The organism is Streptomyces sp. ASQP_92, from assembly GCF_025399895.1.
Lineage (GTDB): Bacteria > Actinomycetota > Actinomycetes > Streptomycetales > Streptomycetaceae > Streptomyces.
In genome coordinates, this window is sequence record NZ_JAODUA010000001.1 from 767,718 (window position 1) to 787,816 (window position 20,099).

A 20,099-nucleotide genomic window follows, 5' to 3' on the forward strand; every position below is an offset into this window, starting at 1 on the left:
CAGCACACACACGGATGGGACGTGGCCATGGCTCAGCGAACCGCTTCCGCCGCCGTCGCCCCGGGCGCGGGGCACGAACGGCGGAACGTACTGGTCGCCATCGGCGCGCTGCTGCTCGGCATGCTGATCGCCGCGCTCGACCAGACCATCGTCTCGACCGCGCTGCCTACCATCGTCAGCGACCTCGGCGGGATGGAGCACCTGTCGTGGGTCGTCACCGCCTACATGCTGGCCGCGACCGCCGCGACCCCGCTGTGGGGCAAGCTGGGCGACCAGTACGGCCGCAAGAAGCTGTTCCAGTTGGCGATCGTCATCTTCCTCGTCGGCTCGGGTCTGTGCGGCATCGCGCAGAACATGGGCGAGCTGATCGGCTTCCGCGCGCTCCAGGGCCTGGGCGGCGGCGGACTGATGGTGCTGTCCATGGCGATCGTCGGCGACATCGTCTCGCCCCGCGAACGCGGCAAGTACCAGGGCCTGTTCGGCGCGGTCTTCGGCGCGACCAGCGTGCTCGGGCCGCTGCTCGGCGGGTTCTTCACCGAACAGCTCAGCTGGCGCTGGGTGTTCTACATCAACCTGCCCATCGGCGTGATCGCGCTCCTCGTCATCGCCGCCGTGCTGCACATCCCGGCGCGCGGCACCCGGCACACCATCGACTACCTGGGCACCTTCCTCATCGCCTCCGTCGCCACCTGTCTGGTCCTGGTCGCCTCGCTCGGCGGCACGACCTGGCCCTGGGCCTCGGCGCGGATCATCGGGCTCGCGGTGCTCGGCGTGGTGCTGCTCGTGGCCTTCGTCGCCGTGGAGCGCAGGGCGGCCGAACCGGTCCTGCCGCTGAAGCTGTTCCGCGTGCGCACCTTCACCCTGGTCGCGGTCATCAGCTTCATCGTGGGTTTCGCGATGTTCGGCGCGATGACGTACCTGCCGACGTTCCTCCAGATCGTGCAGGGCATCTCGCCCACCATGTCCGGGGTGCACATGCTGCCGATGGTCCTCGGCATGCTGCTGACCTCGACGGCGTCCGGCCAGATCGTGTCCCGCACCGGACGCTGGAAGGTCTTCCCCATCGCGGGCACGGCGGTCACCACCATCGGCCTGCTGCTCCTGCACCGGCTCACCGAGACGAGCCCCACCTGGGAGATGAGCCTGTACTTCTTCGTCTTCGGCGCGGGACTCGGCCTGGTCATGCAGGTCCTGGTCCTGGTCGTGCAGAACGCCGTCGACTACGCGGACCTGGGCGTCGCCACCTCCGGCGCCACCTTCTTCCGCTCCATCGGCGCCTCCTTCGGCGTGGCGATCTTCGGCACGATCTTCACCAACCGGCTCACCGGCAAGCTCTCCGACGCGCTGGCCGGACAGCCGCTGCCGCCCGGCGTCGGCCCCGCCACCATCTCCGCCGACCCCCACACCATCGCCCAACTCCCGGCCGCGGCACGGCCGTCGGTGCTGCACGCCTACGCCTCGTCCATCACCGACGTCTTCCTGTACGCGGCCCCGGTCGTGCTCCTCGCCTTCGTGACGGCGTGGTTCCTCAGGGAGGACAAGCTGCGGGGAGCGGTCACCGCGCCCGACACCAGCCAGACCCTGGCGTCCAACCCCGTCGAGCGCTCCTCGTACGACGAGTGCGCGCGGGCCCTTTCGGTGCTCGGCACCCGCGAGGGCCGCCGGGAGATCTACCGGACGATCACCAAGAAGGCGGACCTGGACCTGCTCCCGGCGGCGAGCTGGCTGCTGCTGCGGATCAACAAGTACGGGTCCGCCGAACCCGGCATGCTCGCCGAACGCAACCCCGTACCGATCCAGGTCATCACCGAGGCGGCCCGCCAGGTCGAGGAGCGCGGGCTCGCCCGGCGCGAGGGCATGCCCCTGGTGCTGACCGAGCCGGGCCGCGAGGTCGCGGGGCGGCTGGTGGCGGCGCGTGAGGAGTCCCTGGCCGAGCTGCTCGGCGACTGGTGGGGCCCGAACCGGCCCCGGGACCTGGTGAAACTGATCGCCGAGCTGACCTCGGAACTGTCCGGCTCGGACGGGGAGCAGCCGACGGGACCCGCCCCCCGCCGTGGCGGCCGGGTCTGAGTCCTGCGGCTCTACGGGCGCGGCCGGGTCTGACGGCCCGCGCTCACAGCTCCTTCGCGAACCAGCGCTCGGTGTAGGGACCCTGGCTGTACGGGGCGACCTCGCGATAGCCGTGCTTGGCGTACAGGCCGCGCGCCTCGACCAGGTCGTGCCGGGTGTCCAGGGCGATCCGCCGGGCGCCGAGGCGGCGGGCCGCGTCCTCCAGGGAGGACAGGAGCGCCCCGCCACCCCCCGTTCCGCGCGCGAAGGGGCGGACGAACACACGGGTGAGCTCGGCCGTCGCCGGGGCCGTCCCGTCGATGACGGGGGCCTTCGCACACAGCAGTACGCCCCCGCACGCCGCGGGCCGGCCCTGGTAGCGGCCGACCACGAAGTCCCCGGTGGGCGGCCAGAGTTGGTCCGTCCCGTCGTCGGTGAGCCCCTGCTCGATCTCCTCGGCGGTGGCGGCCCTGCCGTACCAGCGGCTCGCCACCTCGTCGTAGTAGTCGCGCCTCAGCAGGCTCGCGTCGGGGGTGTCGGGCCGCTCGGCGGCCATGATCCAGCTCATGGGTCACTGACTATCCCGGCGGCGGGCGCCCTGGCCACCGAATTAATCCGGCCCAGGGCCCACGCCGCGCGGGGCCCCTGGGCTCACGCCTTGGGCGCCGCCTGCTGCACGACCTCGAAGGACCACAGCGTGGACCCCGACGCGGCGGGCTTGGGCCGCTCGCCGCCCTCGCCCTGGGCGCCGCCGTGGGAGCCGCGCATGGAGGTGGACATCCAGTTCTGGAAGTCCTCCTCGCTGCGCCAGCGCGTGTAGACGAGGTACTGGTCGGTGCCCTCGACGGGCCGAAGCAGCTCGAACCACTCGAACCCGTCCGAGCCCTCCACCGACCCGGCCCGCGAGGCGAACCGCTTCTCCAGGACCTCTCGCTGCTCGTCCGGCACGGTCAGTACGTTGATCTTTACGACGCTGGGCACGCGACACCTCTCGTCAGAAGGCCGCCGGGGCGGGGGCCTTCGGGCCGTCCATGAGGGATCAGTGTGCTCCATGACCAGGTCAAGACGGTGTGAGCGTGCGAGGGCGCGCTAGGACGGGCGGGTGTGCGAGGCCGGCCCCGGCAGCCGGGCGCCGGCCCTTCGCCTGCGGCGGCCGCGCACGGCCAGGCCCGTTCCGAGGCCGGCCGCCAGCAGGACCGCCAGCGCCCCGCCCACCGTCACCAACCACAGCGGAACGCCGCCCACCGTCATCAACTCGTCGGTGTACCAAGCCCGTTGGAAGCCGGTGTCGTCGGCGGACCGGGTCAGTTCATGGTCGCCCGTGATGCGTGAGGGCCGGGTGAACCACTGGGTCAGAGCGGTCAGATAGACCGGCCCGGTGCCTTTCGTCAGCTCGGCGAGGGGGCCCGAAGGGTGCTCGATGGTGCCCGCGAACAGGGTCTCGGGCCGGTTACCACCGATCGTGGACGCCGTCTCCATGCGGTGGTCGGCCAGCACGTACAGGTTCAGGTTCTGCGGGGTCTTCGCCAGGCGCGACAGGCGCATCGGGTAGATGAGCCGGTCGCTGGCGAAGCTCAGGCTCAGCGGGTCCAGCGGGCCGCCCAGGGTTCGGCCCGGCTGGTCGGGCGCCAGGCGGATCGCGACGTACTCCCACTTCTGGTCGACGTAGGGGCGCAGCTCGGTGGAGAGGGCGGGCGGCAGCTGGAAGCCGTTGTGGCTCAGCCAGTCGCGCAGCGCCGTCGGATCGGAGGCGGTCAGCCGGGCCACGTCGAAGGGGCCGAGCCGCTCCCTGCCGACCACCTCCACGGGCGGCTTCGCGGCCGCCCGGGGCGCGCCGTCGCCGACGCCGCGGTCCCGGGCGAGCGGCCAGTCCCCGCCGCGGGGCCAGAAGTAGGTGCGGGTGCGGTGGACCGGGGCGGAGAGCCGCTCCAGCTCCTCGAACAGCCTCCGGTCGCCGAGCTTCACCGTCGCCCGGCTCGGCACCGGCATGATCCACGCGGCTTGCGGCGCGTTGCCGTCGACGGTCAGGCGCATCACGATCTGCTCGCTGTGGCCGTCCCAGCGCACCACCGACGTCTCCTGCCGCACGCTCAGCTGCCGCCCGCTCTGCGGCACCATCGCCCCGCAGCCACACGCGTACGCGGGTGCCACGAGGGAGCCCAGTTGCAGGGCCACCAGCGCCAGCGCCAGAACGAGCGCCCGCCGCCACGAGCGCCGGCCATCCCCGGTGCGCCGCAATCGTCCCGTGCCGTCCCGCATGTCCGCTACCCCCGTGTGATCGATCGACGGGAGCTACGACGGCGTAGCGGTGCCTTCGGTTCCGTTACGCCGTCCCGTTCCGCGAATACGCCGTCCCGTTCCGCGAACGATCCCTTCCCAGCGCCGCGATGTGGCCGGGCATCGCGATGCCGGCGGCCAGCGCGGGGTCGGGCTCGGGAGGCCCGAAGTGGCTGCGCACCGGCACCACCCCGGCCCACAGGCCCAGCTCCCCGTCGGGCCCCTGCCCGTCCTGGGGCGGGCCCGACGCCGTCTTGACCGACGCCTCGTCCAGCGGCAGGGCGAGCAGTGAAGTGGCCGCCAGCTCCTTGGAGTTGGGGCTTCGCGCGTACTCCCACTGTCCCGGCGCGCAGTGCTCGGTCAGCACCTTGAGCCCGTGCAGCAGCTCGTCCCCCTCGGTGATCAACCGGGGCACGGCGTACACCATCGCGCTGCGGTAGTTGACCCCGTGCTCGAAGACCGACCGGGCGAGCACGAGCCCGTCGATGTGGGTGACGGTGACGCAGACCGTCGCCTCCGGCGCCCGCACGATGCTGCGGGAGGCGACCGAGCCGTGCACGAACAGCGTCCGCGCTTCAAAGTCCACCCCGTACACCGTCGGCACCACCATCGGAGTGCCGTCCACGACGACCCCGAGATGGCACACGAACCCGGCCCTCAGGATCGCGTCGAGATCCTCGACCCGGGTGCTGCCCTGCTCACGAAGCCGGCGGTGCCGGGTCCGCTCGGTGACGGCCAGATCGGCGGACTCGGGCCGACTGTGCTGATCCGGTTGCTGTACGTCCATTTGCCTGCCGATTCCGTTGCTGAGGAGTGCCGATGCAACTGTTTCAGCAGGACGGGTGTGCGGACAAGGGGCAGCGGTCGCCCCGTGCTCACCGCACGGGCGCCTCCGAGCGGGATCGGGGGTTGTCCGGGAGGAGACAGGGGCGGGGCGTAGGGGGATGCCCCTGCCTCCCGGTTCCGGAAGGGTCAGCGGTGTGTCACCCGCAGGCCCTTGATGCCGTTCAGCCAGGCGGAACGCAGACGGCGCGGGTCGCCCGCCAGACGGAGGTCGGGCAGGACGTCCGCGATCGCGTTGAAGATCAGGTTGATTTCGAGCACGGCCAGGGACTTGCCCAGGCAGAAGTGCGGTCCGCCACCGCCGAAGCCGAGGTGGGGGTTGGGGTCCCGGGTGATGTCGAAGCGCTCCGGCTCCTCGAAGACCTCGGGGTCGTTGTTGGCGGAGGAGTAGAAGATGCCGACCCGGTCGCCCGCCGTGATCTTCTGGCCGCCGAGCTCGGTGTCCTGGGTCGCCGTGCGCTGGAAGGCGACGACCGGGGTGGCCCAGCGCACGATCTCCTCGGCCGCGGTGGCCGGGCGCTCGCGTTTGTAGAGTTCCCACTGGTCGGGGTGGGTCAAGAAGGCGTGCATCCCGTGGCTGATCGCGTTGCGCGTGGTCTCGTTGCCCGCCACCGCGAGCAGGATCACGAAGAAGCCGAACTCGTCGGAGAGCAGATTGCCCTCGCCCTCGGCCGCCACCAGCTGCGAGACGATGTCCTTGGCCGGGCACTCCTTGCGCGCCGCCGCCAGGTTCATCGCGTACGACACCAGCTCCATCGCCGCCTCGGCGCCGATCTCCTCGGTGATCGCGTACTCGGGGTCGTCGTACGCCGCCATCTTGTTGGACCAGTCGAAGATCTTGGTGCGGTCCTCCTGGGGGACGCCGATCAGTTCGGCGATGGCCTGGAGCGGGAGCTCGACGGCGATGTGAGTGACGAAGTCGAAGGAGCCGTCGTTCTTGTCGGCCTCCGACAGGGCCGCGTCCACGATGCCCCGGGCCCGGTCGCGCAGCGCGCCCTCCAGGGAGCGGATCGCGCGCGGGGTGAAGCCGCGCTGGACGATCTGGCGGACCCGGGTGTGCTCGGGCGGGTCCATGTTCAGCATGATCAGCTTCTGGACGTCGATCTGCTCCCGGCTGATCGACTCGTTGAAGCGGATCACCGCGGTGTTGGTGTGGGAGGAGAACAACTCCGGGTGGGTGGACACGTACTTGACGTCGGCGTGCCGCGTCACCGCCCAATAGCCGTCGTCCTGGAAGCCGGAGATGCCCCTCGGCTGGGCGCACCACCACACCGGCGCGGCCTGGCGCAGCTGGGCGAACTCCGGGTGCGGTACGCGGGATTGGAGCAGGTCGGGGTCGGTGAAGTCGAACCCGTCGGGCAGGTGGGGGCAACGCATTGGCCACTCCATGTCTGACGGTCCATCAGAAGTTGACCGAAAGGTAGTAACGGGTTCTACAACAAGCAAGGCTCGCGGCAGCATCTGTTGCGCACTGAACTCCCCACGCGGGACGTGCACAACCCTTGCGTACCCGGGGTAGCTCTCATAAGACTGCACTCAGAACTAGAACGCGTATCAGTTCGTGGCCGTGCGGTGCCGGGACACCCAGCGGCTGTGTCAGGAGAGGACGAGCTCATGGCCGCGGAACCCGTCATCGTCGAAGCCGTACGCACGCCCATCGGCAAGCGCGGGGGCGCGCTCGCCAATCTGCACCCCGCCTATCTGCTCGGCGAGACCTACCGCGAACTCCTCGGCCGCACCGGCATCCACGCCGACTGCGTCGAACAGATCGTCGGCGGTACGGTCACCCACGCCGGCGAGCAGTCCATGAACCCGGCGCGCAACGCCTGGCTCGCCGTGGGGCTGCCGTACGAGACCGCCGCGACCACCGTCGACTGCCAGTGCGGATCCTCGCAGCAGGCGAGCCACATGGTCGCCAACATGATCGCGGCCGGGGTCATCGACGTCGGCATCAGCTGCGGCGTGGAGGCGATGTCACGGGTACCGCTCGGCTCCGGCTCCAAGCACGGGCCGGGCAAGCCGTGGCCCGACGAGTGGAACGTGGACCTCCCCAACCAGTTCGAGGCGGCGGAACGGATCGCCCGCAACCGGGGCCTGACCCGTGAGCGCGTCGACGCCCTCGGACTCCTGTCCCAGGAGCGGGCGGCGGTCGCCTGGGCCGAGGAACGCTTCAAACGGGAGACGTTCGCGGTGCAGGTGCCCACCACCGAGGAGGAGCAGGCGGCGGGGCAGGGCATGTGGCGGCTCGTCGACCGCGACGAGGGACTGCGCGACACCTCGATGGAGGCGCTGGGCCGGCTCAAGCCGGTGATGCCCACGGCGGTCCACACGGCGGGCAACTCCTCGCAGATATCCGACGGTTCGGCCGCGATCATGTGGGCCTCCAAGCGCATGGCCCGCGCCCTGAAGCTCAAGCCCCGGGCCCGCATCGTGGCCCAGGCCCTGGTCGGCGCCGACCCGCACTTCCACCTGGACGGCCCCATCGACGCGACGCGCGCGGTGCTGGGCAAGGCGGGGATGTCCCTGCCCGACATCGACCTCGTCGAGATCAACGAGGCGTTCGCGTCGGTGGTGTTGAGCTGGGCGCAGGTCTTCGAGCAGGACCTGGAGAAGGTGAACGTGAACGGGGGCGCGATCGCGCTGGGGCACCCGGTGGGGGCGACGGGGGCGCGGCTCATCGCGACGGCGTTGCACGAGCTTGAGCGGCGGGACAAGGAGTTTGCGTTGGTGACGATGTGTGCGGGTGGGGCGCTGGCGACGGGAACCATCATCCAGCGCCTGTAGCCCCCGGGGGCCCGGCCCCCCTCAGCCTGCGGGCTGCCCCTTTGTTCGCGCAGTTCCCCGCGCCCCTGAACCCGCTTTCGGCTTGCGAGCCGCAGTCGCTTGTCGCGCAGTTCCCCGCGCCCCTCAATCCCCTGTCGGGTGCGGGCCGCGGGTGCTTCTCGCGCAGTTCCCCGCGCCCCTAAAGGCCCTTCGGTCTGCGGGTCGTGGTCGCTTTTCGCGCAGTTCCTCGCGCCCCTGAGGCCCGTCTTTGTCCGTGGGTCGGGCGTGGTTGGCCGCGTAGTTCCCCGCGCCCCTAACCCCTTTCGACCGTGCGGATCGTGGTCGCTTCTCGCGCAGTTCCTCGCGCCCCTTGGCGGGACTGGTGCTGGCCCGCATCGGGCATTTCAGCCCGTCCGGCGTTTGAGGACGAGCGCCGTTCAGGCGCGAACGGGGTCTGGGGCGGAGCCCCAGGAGGCCCGGAACCTTCCAACCCTGGGCCTACGGGCGGGTGGGTGGGCGAAGGTGCCTCGGGGTCTGGGGCGGAGCCCCAGGGGGGCCGGAGCCAGCCAACCCCGCCGCGCGGGCGGGTGGGTGGGAAAACCCCCCGGGGATCGGGGCGGAGCCCCGAGGGGGTGGGGGTGGGTCAGTACCAGCTGTTCTGCTGCCAGAAGTTCCACGCGCCGCACGGGCTGCCATAACGCTCGTTCATGTACCCCAACCCCCACTTGATCTGCGTCGCAGGATTCGTCTGCCAGTCCGCCCCGGCAGAGGCCATCTTCGAGCCGGGCAGCGCCTGGACCAGACCGTACGCCCCGGAGGACGCGTTCGTGGCCGACGGGTTCCAGCCGGACTCGTGGTTCACGATCTTGCTGAAGCACTGGAACTGGTCGGACGGCATCATCTGCCGCGCGATCGCCTGCGCACTCGTCGGTGCGGCCTGGGCCGGAACGGCGGCGAGGGCGACACCGGAGGCGGCCAGCAGCGTGGCTCCGGCGGCGGCGACGGACTTCTTGCGAGCGGTGAGACGGGCGGCGAAAGACAACGCGAAACCTAACGTCGGGGACATGGGTGCCGCACTCCGCCAAAGGCTCCGAAGACCTCCACGGCGAGGGAACCCATGTGTGTCGGCCCAGGTGCGGACCGGTCGGTTCCGGCGACTCGAACAGTTGTAACGGCCCGCGGGGGCGGCCCGCAATGACCCCATGTACTAGTGGGAGTCGCACCGGGGGTGGAACGGCCCGCAGCGTGTAAGGAGCGGGTAAGCCCAGGTCAGCCCGGGCGCGAGGGCTCTCGTGGATCATGGCCCAGGGCCACTATTCCGCCTCGTAGAGGACCATCGGCCTGTGGGCGGCCTCACCCCGCAGGGACCCCGTTCAGGCCTCGAATGTGACCTGGGCCTCGAAGGCCGCGCGTCGCGTCGCCCGCCTCAGCGCCTTGAGCAGGGTGGCCCCGAGGGTCAGCGTCAGCACCACGGTGAGCGCCGCCCGCCCCAGGTCCCAGCCGAGCGAGGTGGCCGCGCAGTACGCGAAGAACCGGACCAGGTTGTCGTGCAGCGGGTCGCCGGGATGGAAGGAGATGCCTGATGACATGCCCCCGATGAAGGTCCAGCTCTGGAGATTCATGACCGTGCCGTACGCGAACGAGGCCAGCGCACCGTAGAGCGCGAGCAGGGCGCACTCGGCCCGGCCGCGCAGCCGGTGCGGGCCCGGCAGCAGGCCCGCGCCCATCGTGAACCAGCCCATCGCGAGCATCTGGAACGGCATCCACGGGCCGACCCCGCCGGTCAGCAGCGCGGAGGCGAACATCGTCACCGAGCCGAGCACGAAGCCGAAGCCCAGGCCGAGCACCCGCCCGCTCAGCACCATCAGGAAGAACATCGGCTCAAGACCCGCCGTGCCCGCGCCCAGCGGACGCAGCGCCGCGCCCACCGCGGCGAGCACCCCGAGCATCGCGACGGCCTTGGCGTCCATGCCGTCGTCGGCGATCGTGGCGATCACCACACCCACCAGGAGCGGAAGCAGCGCCGCGAAGAGCCAGGGCGCGTCGTGCGCGTGCGCGAGACCGGAGTCGGCGTCGGCCAGCAGCGGCCAGCCGAAGGCCGCGATCCCGATGAGGGTGATGAGGCACAGGGCCACCACCGCCCGGGGGCCGAGCCGGACGGCCCGTACGGCATGGTCGGGCCGATCCGGCCGGGTGCGCTCGCTGGGTTCCGTCACGACAGGGCCTCGCGTACTTGGGAGACGGTCAGCCAGTGCTGGGGCGCGAGGACCTTGGCGACCTGCGGGGCGAAGGCGGGCGAGGAGACGACCACCTCGGCGGTCGGGCCGTCCGCGACGATCTCGCCGCCCGCGAGGATCACGACCCGGTGGGCGAGTTCGGCGGCCAGCTCCACGTCATGGGTGGCCAGGACGATGGCGTGCCCCTCGGCGGCGAGCGCCCGCAGCACCTCCACCAGACGGGCCTTGGCCGCGTAGTCCAGACCGCGCGTCGGCTCGTCCAGGAGAAGAAGGGGAGGACGGCCGGTCAGGACGATCGCGAGCGCGAGGGCCAGGCGCTGGCCCTCGGACAGATCACGGGGATGCGTGTCGTCGCGTACGCCCGGCAGCAGCGCCGAGACCAGCGCGCGGCAACTCCCGGGAGCCGCCCCGGCGTCGGCGTCCGCGGCGGCGCACTCGGCGGCGACGGTGTTGGCGTACAGCAGGTCCCGCGGCTCCTGGGGTACGAGGCCGACCTCGCGGATCAGTTCGGCCGGCGGGGTGCGGTGGGGGGTGCGGCCGCCCACGGTGACCGAGCCCGTGGTGGGCTCGACCATCCCGACGAGGGTGTTGAGGAGGGTGGACTTCCCGGCGCCGTTGCGGCCCATCAGGGCGATGGTCTCGCCCGGGGCGACCGTGAGGTCCACGCGGCGCAGCGCCTCCACCCGGCCACGGCGTACGCCCAGAGCGGTGACGGTCGCCGTACTGGGGGAGGCGGGAGTGCGGGGCCCCTGCGGGCGGCGGAAGAGGCGGGCCAGGGGGCGGAGTGCCGCGGGGCGGGGGCGGGGGCGGGGTTCGGCGGGCCGGGTTCCAGTGCGGGGTTCTGCCGCGGGCCGGGTTTCAGTGCGGGGTTCGGCCGCGGGCCCGGTTGGGGTGCGGGGTTCGGCCGCCTGCCGGTGGGGGTGCACCCGGCCTCCGGCCGGGTCGTGTTTCCCACCCGCGCCACCCGTGCTGCCGAGTGCCAAGGTACGGGTCTCCCCGTGGCCCGCCCCCACCGTCGGCGTCCGCCCGCCGTCGGTGGGGCCCGCCTGCGGCGGATCGCCGGCGTCGGTGAGGTCCGCCTGGAGCGGGTCGCCGGCGGGGGGTGAGGAGTGGGGCGGGCGCGGGGTGCGCGTGGCCAGTTCGGTGCGCAGGGTGTCCGCCCTGCGGCGGGCGTCGCGTACGGACAGGGGGAGGGGGGTCCAGCCCGCCAGGTGGCCCAGGGCCACCACCGGGGGGTGGACGGGGGAGACCTTCATGATCTCGGCGGGGGTGCCCATCAGCGGGGGTGCGCCGGGCGAGGGCAGGAGCACCACCCGGTCCGCGTACTGGACCACCCGTTCCAGGCGGTGTTCGGCCAGCAGCACCGTCGTGCCCAGGTCGTGGACCAGGCGCTGGAGGACCGACAGGACGTCCTCCGCGGCGGCCGGGTCGAGGGCGGAGGTCGGCTCGTCCAGAACCAGCACCTTCGGATGAGGGGTCAGCACCGAGCCGATCGCGACCCGCTGCTGCTGGCCGCCGGAGAGCGTGGCGATGGGCCGGTCGCGCAGCTCCGCCAGGCCCAGCAGATCGAGGGTCTCCTCGACCCTGCGCCGCATCACGGCCGGGGCGAGCCCCAACGACTCCATTCCGTAGGCGAGTTCGTCCTCGACGGTGTCGGTGACGAAGTGGGCGAGCGGATCCTGGCCCACCGTGCCGACCAGGTCGGCGAGTTCGCGCGGCTTGTGGGTGCGGGTGTCGCGCCCCCCGACGGTGACGCGCCCGCGCAACGTGCCCCCGGTGAAGTGCGGGACGAGTCCGCTGACCGTACCGAGCAGCGTCGACTTGCCGACCCCGGACGGCCCGACGAGCAGCACCAACTCCCCTTCGGGGATGGTCAGTTCGACGCCGCGTACGGTCGCCTCCCCGGCGGAGTCATAGGTGACCGACACGTTCTCGAACCGGATCACGGGGACCCCTTCGGTGGTACGGGTGAGACGAAGGCCGGGAGCAGACCGGCGAGCAGCGACAGCGCGGGCCACAGCGGCAGGCTCGGCGCGGTCAGGGGAACGACCCCGACGGTGAGGGCCTCGGGAGCGTACGTACCCGTCCACAGCAACAGGCCCGCGACCGCGGCCCCGGAACCGGCCACGAGCCAGGACCGGACGCCCCAGCGGTCGGGGCGGTAGCGGGTGCGGAGCTGGCGGCGGCCTCCGAGGCGGAGCCCGGCCAGGGAGGCGAGCACCCCGCCGGCCAGCACGGGAAGGCCGTACCCCGCGCCTTCGGCGGCGAGCAGTCCGTACGTCCCCGCGCACACGCCCAGGAGCCCCCCGAGCGTGAGGACCGTGGTGGTCAGGCGCACGCGGGCGGGGACCTGGGCGGTGCGGCCGTAGCCGCGCGCGTCCATCGAGGCGGCCACCGCGACCGAGCGTTCCAGGGCGCCTTCGAGGACCGGCAGGCCGATCTGGGCGATGCCCCTCATGCCCCCGGTGGGGCGGCCGCGCAGCCTTCGCGCGGTACGCAGCCGTACGACGTCGGCGACCATGTTCGGCGCGAACGTCATGGCGACGACGACGGCGACACCGGCCTCGTACAGGGCGCCGGGCAGTGACTTGAGGAGACGGGCGGGGTTGGCGAGCGCGTTCGCCGCGCCCACGCAGATCAGCAGGGTGGCCAGGCGCGCGCCGTCGTACAGCGCGAACAGCATGCCCTCGGCGGTGACCGGGCCGCCGACGCGGATGCCCTTCGCCCAGTCGGGGAGCGGGAGTTGGGGCAGGGTGAGCAGGGTGTGGCTGCCCGGGATGGGCGAGCCGAGGACCACGTTGAACGCGAGGCGGATGCCGACGACGAACAGCCCGATCTTGATGAACGCGGTGTAGGAACGGGCCCAGGGCGCGTCGGTCCTGCGGGCGGCCACGACATAACCGGCGACGCCGACGAGCAGGCCGAGCAGCAGCGGGTTGTTCGTCCTCGACGCGGCCGTGGCCAGGCCCAGCGCCCAGAGCCACCAGGCGCCGGGGTGGACGGCGTTGCTCCGGCTCGCCTCGGGGGCGGTCAGCCTGCGGGCCGGCCACCGCGCCGGCGACGCCGTTTCCCGAGCGGTCGTCGTCCCTGGTTCCCGGGCGGGCACGCCCGCTTCCCGAGCGGTCGCCCCCGGTTCTTGAACGGGCATCGCCGGCGTCAGTTCCTGCGGCGGCGGGCTTGCCAGATCGCTGCCGCGCCCAGGGCCAGGACCGCCGCGACTCCGGCCAGCAGGCCGACCGAGGGCCCGCTGTCGGGCCCGGATTTCGCGGGCTCGGCCTGGGGCGCCGACGGGTCGGCCACCTGCTCGCCGCAGCCCGTGCGCGGATAGCCGCCGATCGCGCACAGCAGGGCCGCGCTGTTGTAGCGCAGCGGCTTGGCCACGGCGGCCAGGGCGTCCGCGGTGGTGGCGTCCGGGGGCACTTGCGCGCAGGCGCTCCGCGCGGCGGGCGGTGTCTCGCCCGGGGCGGCGTCCTCGGGCGTACCGAAGTCGATGACGAGCGCGACCCGCTTCGTGCCGTCCTTGGTCGGTGTCGTACCGCACACCGCCTCGAAGGACGGCGCCGTCCGCGGCTGGGAGGCGTCCTTGGAGTCCGCGCTCACCGCGAAGCGGAAGCCCTGCACCGAGCCGTCGCCGGGGTGCGCGGACGCCGGGCCCTGGGTGGCGTACGTCCACGCGTCGCCCGCCAGGTCCCAGAAGGCCCAGTACCGGTAGCCGGCCGCCTGCGCCTGCCCCGCGCCGGTGGCGAGGACCACCAGGGCGAGGAGCGGCGCGGCGAACGCGGCGAGTCGCGTCCGCATCACAGCTGCTGGTTCTTCTTGCGGCCGCTGATCAGGAACCCGACGCCGATGCCGGCGACCAGGCCGGCGCCGACGATCCACCAGAGGGAGATGCCGTCGTCGTCCTTGGACTGCGACGTCTGCGCGGAGGGGGTGGAGGTCACCGCCGACTGCGGGGCCGGGCCGGTGGCGTTGAGGGACTTGACCAGGTTCAGGCCGCCGAAGTTGCTCGGGTCGGCGCCGGTCGCGTCGGCGGCGAAGACGAGCTGGGCGTAGGCGGCGGGGCCGCTCTCCTTGGCCCAGGGTCCCGCGTTCTTGGCCAGCCAGTCGGCGGACGCCTTCGCCTGCCGGCTCTGGCCGGCGGCGGCGAGGGCGACCACCGCGTCCGCCGTGTTGCCGAAGTCGGGCTGGTCGGCGGCGCCCGGCATCGGCGGCGTCTTCAGGAACCCGGTCGGGGCCAGCGTCCTGGCGAGGTGGGCGGCGCCGTTGTGCGCGGCCTGCTCGGGGGTGGTGGCCTTCTCGCAGGCGGTGCCCTTGGTGTCGGCGGGGCCCGCGGTGGCGGTGAGGCCCTTGCCGAGCGCGCCGGTCACGGCGGCGGCGGTGGCGTCCGCGTTGGCGTACAGCTTCTGCGTCTTGGGGTCCGGCTGGAAGGCGAAGGCGCCCGGGCCGCCGGGATCGTCACAGGGCAGCGCGAAGGTGAGCAGCGCGTCGAAGGGGGTCTTGCCGCCCTTGGCCGACTTCACGTCGGCGGGCTTCTCGCCCGCGGCGGCGAGGGCGCCGATCGCGATGGCGGTCGAGTTGGCGTCGCTGCCGCCCAGGCCCGGGGTGTACGGCCAGCCGCCGTCGTCCTGCTGGACCGACTTCAGCCAGGTGACGCCCTTCTTGATGGCGTCGGCGTGGCCCCCGACCGCGACGAACGCCTGCACCGCGGCGGCGGTCGCGTTGGTGTCCAGCTTCTTCGGGTCGCACGCCGTGGAGGTGTCCGCGCGGAAGGAGGTGAAGGAGCCGTCCGCGCACTGCTGCCCCGCGAGCCAGCCGATCGCCTGTTCGGCGGGCTTGACGTTGGCCTTCTCCTGGGCGAGGAAGGCGAGGGACTGCCGGAAGACGCCGTCGAACTGGGGGTCCTTCGTGCCGTACAGGCCCGGCGGGATCGCCACGGGGGAGGGTGTGCCGTCGGCGAATGCGGCGGGGGCGGCACCGCCCAGGACGGCGGTGGCGGCGGCGAGCGCGGTGAGCGCGGTGAGCGCTGCGGCGCTGCGGCGTACGGTCATGGCGGGCGGTGCCTCTCCTGCGGGGAGCGCGGGCACGGGCGCGCTGGCACCCGGCTCTGCTCCGTATGCCTCGACGGTGCGGGGTCACCTGCGGTGGGCGGGTGACGCTGAGCCGGTCATGCGGTGACGGGGCAATTCCGGTCCACCCGGGCATGACGACGACCCGCCCACCCTACCCGCCGGGGCGCGGACCCCCGCGACCTCCCCCATCGGGCCGCCTGAACGGCCCGAGCCCCGTTCTGCGCAGTTCCCCGCGCCCCTCAACCCTCTCGGCCCTGCGGACCGTGCCCGCTTCTCGCGCAGTTCCTCGCGCCCCTGAGCCCTCTCGGTCCTGCGGGCCGTGGGTGCTGGTCGCGCAGTTCCTCGCGCCCCTATCACCGCCGTGCGTCTGCGGACCGTGCCCGCTTCTCGCGCAGTTCCCCGCGCCCCTAAACCACCCGTGCGTCTGCGGACCGTGCCCGCTTCTCGCGCAGTTCCTCGCGCCCCTAAACCACCGTTCGTCTGCGGGTCGTGGTCGCTCTTCGCGCAGTTCCCCGCGCCCCTGGCAGGACTGGGGTCGGTCCGCATGGGCATCTTCGGCGTCCCTGGGGGGCCCGGGTGGTGCTGGTGCTGGGCCGCAGGGGGGCATTTCAGCCTGTCCGGCGATTGAGGACGAGCGCCCTTCAGGCGCGAACGGGGTCTGGGGCGGAGCCCCAGGAGGGGTGGGGCCGGCCGACCCCGGCGCACGGGAAAGCGAGCTCGGGGTCTGGGGCGGAGCCCCAAGGGGCGGGGCCGGCCGGCCCCGCTGCACGCGCGGGCGGGTGGCGGAGGTCAGAGCGCTCGGTAGCGGGCCGGAGGGCCGGGGAGGCGGTCGACGCGGCCCAGTTTCTGCAGGCGCCGCACATGCGCCTCCGCCTCCGACACGGCAATCGTGCGCGACCCGTACGGAATCTGCTCCCAGGGCCGGTTCCACTCCATGCGTTCCGCGAGCTGCCACGGCGTGAGGGGCGTGGACAGCAGGGACAGCAGCCCCGTCAGCCGGTCCTCGTGGTGGGCCAGCAACTCCCGCACCCGTGCCCCCGGTTCGGTGAACGCGTGCTGGTGCGCGGGCAGCACCTCGGCCACCCCGAGGCGCCCGACGCGTTCGAGGGAGTCGAGGTAGTCGCCGAGCGGGTCAGTGGCCTCGCCGTCGTCGGGGTCCTCGTACAGGCCGATGTGCGGGGTGATGCCGGGCAGCAGATGGTCTCCGCTGAACAGGCGCCCGTGGCCCGGAAGTTGGGCGGGGTGCGCCTCCTCCAGGTGGAGGCAGACATGGCCCGGCGTGTGCCCCGGCGTCCAGATCGCGCGCAGCCGGCGCCCGGCCAGCGGCAGCAGGTCGCCCGGCACGATCTCGCGGTCCGGCAGCGCGGCCCGCAACCCGGGCGGGCTGCTCGCACGGCCGGACGCGCGGGCCCGCCGCAGCGGCGCGATGTGCTCGTCGGGCGCGCCCACCGCCGTGAGCTTGGCGCACAAGTAGTCCAGCCAGACGCCCGGTTGGGCCTCCCGGGTGCGCCGTACGACGGCCGCGTCCGCCGCGTGCATCGCGATCCACGCCCCGGAGGCCTCCCTGACCTGGCCGGAGAGGCCGTGGTGGTCGGGGTGGTGGTGGGTGATGACCACCCCGTGCACGGCGGACACATCCGTACCGAGGGCGCGCAGCCCGGCCGCCAGGGTGTCCCAGGAGGCGGGGTCGTCCCAGCCGGTGTCGACGAGCACGGGGCCCCGGTCCGTGTCGACGAGGTGGACCAGGGTGTGCCCGAGCGGGTTGTCGGGGATCGGCACCCTGATGGAGTGGACTCCGCCCCCGTGGTCGCTCACCTGAGGCGCGGCTGGCTCCTGCGGCATGGAGTCCTCGTCTCTCTGGGGCTTCACGGCGGGGCCCGGGGGTGCGTGCCCGGCGTGCCCGGGGGCCCGCCCTCCCGGCCACTATAACTAGAACTGGTTTCAATGGTTGCCTCGATCACGCAACCGCCGCCGTCCCAACCCCCGTTGCGCACCCCGGTCGAGGCGCCGCTCCACCCGTGGACTCCTGGAACTAGAACTGGTATCAGTTCGGGGGTGGGGTCGGGTCCCGTTGTCCGCGCATCCAGCACGTGTCTCCGCCGCACACCCCGCGCGACCCGCACACCTCGCACGCCCCGCACGTGAACCCCGTACCTCCCGTACATCCCGCACGTCCAGGCAGCAGCCAAGCCCGCGCCGCAGGAGGCACCAGGCATGACCGAGCTCGTGGAACACGGACAGCTGTTCATCGGCGGGGAGTTGACCGATCCCCTCGGCTCCGACGTCATCGAGGTGATCTCGCCCCATACCGAGCAGGTCATCGGCCGCGTCCCGCACGCCTGCCGGGCGGATGTGGACCGTGCCGTGGCCGCCGCCCGCGAGGCCTTCGACTCCGGGCCCTGGGCGCGGGCCACCCCCGAAGAACGCATGGAGGTGGTGTCCCGCATCAAGGACGCGTTCCTCGCGCGGCACGAGGAGATCGCCCGGTGCATCAGCGCGCAGAACGGCTCCCCGTACTCCTGGAGCGTGCTCGCCCAGGCGCTCGGCGCGATGATGGTGTGGGACTCCGCCCTCACCGTCGCCCGCCAATTCCCGTACGAGGAACGGCGGTCTGGGGCGCTCGGGCCGCTCCTTGTGCGGCGCGAACCGGTCGGGGTGGTGGCCGCCGTGGTGCCGTGGAACGTGCCGCAGTTCGTGGCCGCCGCCAAGCTGGGGCCCGCGCTGCTCACCGGCTGCTCGGTGATCCTCAAGCCGTCCCCGGAGACCCCCCTGGACGCCTACATCCTGGGCGAGATCGCCGCCGAGGCCGGGCTTCCGGAGGGCGTGCTCTCCATCCTGCCCGCGGACCGCGAGGTCAGTGAGTACCTCGTCGGGCACCCCGGCGTCGACAAGGTGTCCTTCACCGGGTCCGTCGCGGCGGGCAAGCGCGTGATGGAGGTCGCCGCGCGCAACCTGACCCGGGTCACCCTGGAACTGGGCGGCAAGTCGGCGGCGGTGATCCTGCCGGACGCGGACCTGGAGTCGACCGTCTCCGGCGTGGCCTCGGCGGCCTGGATGAACAACGGGCAGGCCTGTGTGGCCCAGACCCGCATCCTGGCCCCGCGCGCCCGCTACGAGGAGTTCGCCGAGGCGTTCGCGGCGGCGGCCGGGTCGCTGGTCGTCGGGGACCCGCTGGACCCGGCCACCCAGGTCGGCCCCCTCGTCGCCGAGCGGCAGCGGCAACGCTCGCTCGACTACATCCGCATCGGCCAGGAGGAGGGCGCCAAGATCCTCACCGGCGGCGGCCGTCCGGCCGGACTGGAGCGCGGCTGGTATGTGGAGCCCACCCTCTTCGGCGGGGTCGACAACACGATGCGCATCGCCCGCGAGGAGATCTTCGGGCCGGTCATCTGCCTTCTGCCGTACGGGGACGAGGCCGAGGCGCTCCGGATCGCCAACGACTCCGAGTACGGGCTCAGCGGCAGTGTGTGGACCGGGGACGTGGAGCACGGCATCGACTTCGGGCGCCGGGTGCGCACCGGCACCTTCAACGTCAACACCTTCAGCCTGGACATGCTGGGCCCGTTCGGCGGCTACAAGTCCTCCGGTCTGGGGCGGGAGTTCGGGCCCGAGGGCTTCGGGGAGTACCTGGAGCACAAGATGATCCATCTGCCCGCCGGCCACGGGGGCGAGTGATGGGGGACCGCTGGCACGTGGAGGTCGACCGGAGCGTGTGCATCGGCTCCGGCATGTGCGTGAACCACGCCCCCGCCGGATTCGAGCTCGACTCCGCACGCCAATCCCACCCGCGCGAACCCGACACCGACGCCGGCGGTCAGGTCCTGGCGGCGGCCGAGGGCTGCCCGGTCGAAGCCATCCGGATCACCCTGCTCGGCTCCGGCGAGACCGTCTTCCCACCCGAGGACTAGCCTCCCGGACGCTGGTCCCGACCCGGGCCTGTTGGAGTCCTGCGAACACAGAAACTACCGGTGTCGTCCGACCTCGGACCGTGCGTGGCCGACCGCGCAGTTCCCCGCGCCCCTGGGGGGCTGCGCTCCTGGGCGGTTGCGCGGTGAACCCCCTGGGGGCGCTAGCGGGGTGGGCCCGTGAGGTCGATCAGTTTGCAGACCGTTTCGATGTCGATCTTGACCTGTGCGATGGACGCCCGGCCCGAGAGCCAGGTGATCAGGGCCGAGTGCCAGGTGTGCTCGATGACCCGGACCGCCGAGAGCTGCTCGGGCGTGGGGTGCTCCAGGCCCATCGCGTCCAGGATGATCGCCGTGGTCTGCCGGGAGACCGTGTCCACCTCGGGACTCACCGAGCGGTCCGCGAAGGTCAGGGCCCGCACCATCGCATCCGCCAGATGCGGCTCGCGCTGCAACGCGCGAAAGGCCCGCATGAGGGTTTCGGCCACTCGCTCGGCCGAGCCCGCGCCCGAGGGCGGATGCTTGCGCAGGGTGCCGTGCAGATGCTGGAGCTGGTCCTGCATGGTGGCGACCAGGAGGTGGATCTTGGAAGGGAAGTAGCGGTACAGCGTGCCGAGCGCGACGCCCGCGGCCTCGGCCACCTCGCGCATCTGGACCGCGTCGAAGCCGCCGCGGCTGGCGAGCTGGGCGCTCGCGTGCAGGATGCGCCGCCGCCGGGCCTCCTGGCGTTCCGTCAGGGGAGGGGTGGCCGGCATGGCCGCCTTGGCTTCCGCTGTCATGTGTCCCGTTCCGTTTGTCCAGTTCTCCGGCGTCGTCTGCCACGGTGTTCGGCCGCCCAGCATGGCAGGGGCCCCGCCGTGGCGCGAATCACCTGATCCGGTTCTTACAGTCGCGCTACCTGCCGGTAGATTCGAAGCTTCTTGAGTGATCAATGAACGCTCGAGAAGGATCAAGTC

At 72.5% G+C, this 20,099-nt stretch carries 17 protein-coding genes; 4 read left to right on the top strand and 13 right to left on the bottom strand.

The window, feature by feature from the left end; genetic code table 11:
- Positions 1-27: 27 nt before the first annotated feature.
- Entirely contained in the window at positions 28-2,070 is a 2,043-nt protein-coding gene (locus N4G70_RS03345) for an MFS transporter (protein WP_261710835.1), read from the top strand.
- Between the two features lie 43 nt (positions 2,071-2,113).
- Here the strand turns inward: N4G70_RS03345 and N4G70_RS03350 are convergent, their stop codons facing one another.
- The 5 genes from N4G70_RS03350 to N4G70_RS03370 form a co-directional block, all read right to left on the bottom strand.
- Entirely contained in the window at positions 2,114-2,617 is a 504-nt protein-coding gene (locus N4G70_RS03350; RefSeq protein WP_261710836.1) for a GNAT family N-acetyltransferase, read from the bottom strand.
- A gap of 83 nt (positions 2,618-2,700) precedes the next feature.
- On the bottom strand, positions 2,701-3,030 hold the full coding sequence (locus N4G70_RS03355; protein ID WP_261710837.1) for an antibiotic biosynthesis monooxygenase: 330 nt from the start codon (positions 3,028-3,030) through the stop codon (positions 2,701-2,703).
- Between the two features lie 108 nt (positions 3,031-3,138).
- The gene (locus N4G70_RS03360; protein ID WP_261710838.1) at positions 3,139-4,308 is read right to left on the bottom strand and encodes a DUF2330 domain-containing protein; all 1,170 of its coding nucleotides are present in this window, start codon (positions 4,306-4,308) and stop codon (positions 3,139-3,141) included.
- 64 nt (positions 4,309-4,372) lie between these two features.
- Positions 4,373-5,113, bottom strand: coding sequence for a pyridoxamine 5'-phosphate oxidase family protein (locus N4G70_RS03365; RefSeq protein ID WP_261710839.1), 741 nt, complete (start codon positions 5,111-5,113; stop codon positions 4,373-4,375).
- A gap of 185 nt (positions 5,114-5,298) precedes the next feature.
- Positions 5,299-6,546 carry a cytochrome P450 gene (locus N4G70_RS03370; RefSeq protein WP_261710840.1) on the bottom strand — a complete coding sequence of 416 codons (1,248 nt, stop codon included), beginning with the start codon at positions 6,544-6,546 and terminating at the stop codon, positions 5,299-5,301.
- Positions 6,547-6,783: 237 nt separating this feature from the next.
- Here N4G70_RS03370 and N4G70_RS03375 point away from each other — a divergent pair, with 237 nt between their 5' ends.
- A complete protein-coding gene (locus N4G70_RS03375) occupies positions 6,784-7,953 on the top strand; it encodes a steroid 3-ketoacyl-CoA thiolase (RefSeq protein WP_261710841.1) in 1,170 nt (389 codons plus the stop codon).
- Positions 7,954-8,575: 622 nt separating this feature from the next.
- On the opposite strand, the gene N4G70_RS03380 is transcribed toward N4G70_RS03375, so the two are convergent.
- From N4G70_RS03380 to N4G70_RS03410, 7 genes are all read right to left on the bottom strand, one after another.
- Positions 8,576-8,998, bottom strand: a complete 423-nt coding sequence (locus N4G70_RS03380) for a lytic transglycosylase domain-containing protein (RefSeq protein ID WP_261710842.1) — start codon at positions 8,996-8,998, stop codon at positions 8,576-8,578.
- Between the two features lie 307 nt (positions 8,999-9,305).
- Complete coding sequence (locus N4G70_RS03385) at positions 9,306-10,148, bottom strand: ECF transporter S component (protein ID WP_261710843.1); 843 nt, start codon at positions 10,146-10,148, stop codon at positions 9,306-9,308.
- The gene (locus N4G70_RS03390; RefSeq protein WP_261710844.1) at positions 10,145-12,115 is read right to left on the bottom strand and encodes an ABC transporter ATP-binding protein; all 1,971 of its coding nucleotides are present in this window, start codon (positions 12,113-12,115) and stop codon (positions 10,145-10,147) included. The genes N4G70_RS03385 and N4G70_RS03390 overlap by 4 nt, the downstream gene beginning before the upstream one ends.
- A complete protein-coding gene (locus N4G70_RS03395; RefSeq protein ID WP_261711361.1) occupies positions 12,112-13,203 on the bottom strand; it encodes an energy-coupling factor transporter transmembrane component T in 1,092 nt (363 codons plus the stop codon). Before N4G70_RS03395 ends, N4G70_RS03390 begins: the two co-directional genes overlap by 4 nt.
- A 122-nt stretch (positions 13,204-13,325) precedes the next feature.
- Positions 13,326-13,967, bottom strand: coding sequence for an SCO2322 family protein (locus N4G70_RS03400; RefSeq protein ID WP_261711362.1), 642 nt, complete (start codon positions 13,965-13,967; stop codon positions 13,326-13,328).
- A complete protein-coding gene (locus N4G70_RS03405) occupies positions 13,967-15,217 on the bottom strand; it encodes a prenyltransferase/squalene oxidase repeat-containing protein (protein ID WP_261710845.1) in 1,251 nt (416 codons plus the stop codon). Before N4G70_RS03405 ends, N4G70_RS03400 begins: the two co-directional genes overlap by 1 nt.
- An 810-nt stretch (positions 15,218-16,027) precedes the next feature.
- Positions 16,028-17,080 (bottom strand): MBL fold metallo-hydrolase, encoded by a 1,053-nt coding sequence (locus N4G70_RS03410; RefSeq protein ID WP_261710846.1) that lies wholly within the window; start codon positions 17,078-17,080, stop codon positions 16,028-16,030.
- Positions 17,081-17,452: 372 nt separating this feature from the next.
- Here N4G70_RS03410 and N4G70_RS03415 point away from each other — a divergent pair, with 372 nt between their 5' ends.
- Positions 17,453-18,913: an aldehyde dehydrogenase gene (locus N4G70_RS03415; protein WP_261710847.1), complete on the top strand. Its 1,461-nt coding sequence runs from the start codon at positions 17,453-17,455 to the stop codon at positions 18,911-18,913.
- On the top strand, positions 18,913-19,146 hold the full coding sequence (locus N4G70_RS03420) for a ferredoxin (RefSeq protein WP_261710848.1): 234 nt from the start codon (positions 18,913-18,915) through the stop codon (positions 19,144-19,146). Before N4G70_RS03415 ends, N4G70_RS03420 begins: the two co-directional genes overlap by 1 nt.
- Positions 19,147-19,307: 161 nt before the next feature.
- Here N4G70_RS03420 and N4G70_RS03425 read toward each other — a convergent pair whose 3' ends face one another.
- On the bottom strand, positions 19,308-19,922 hold the full coding sequence (locus tag N4G70_RS03425) for a TetR family transcriptional regulator (RefSeq protein WP_261710849.1): 615 nt from the start codon (positions 19,920-19,922) through the stop codon (positions 19,308-19,310).
- Positions 19,923-20,099 lie beyond the last annotated feature (177 nt).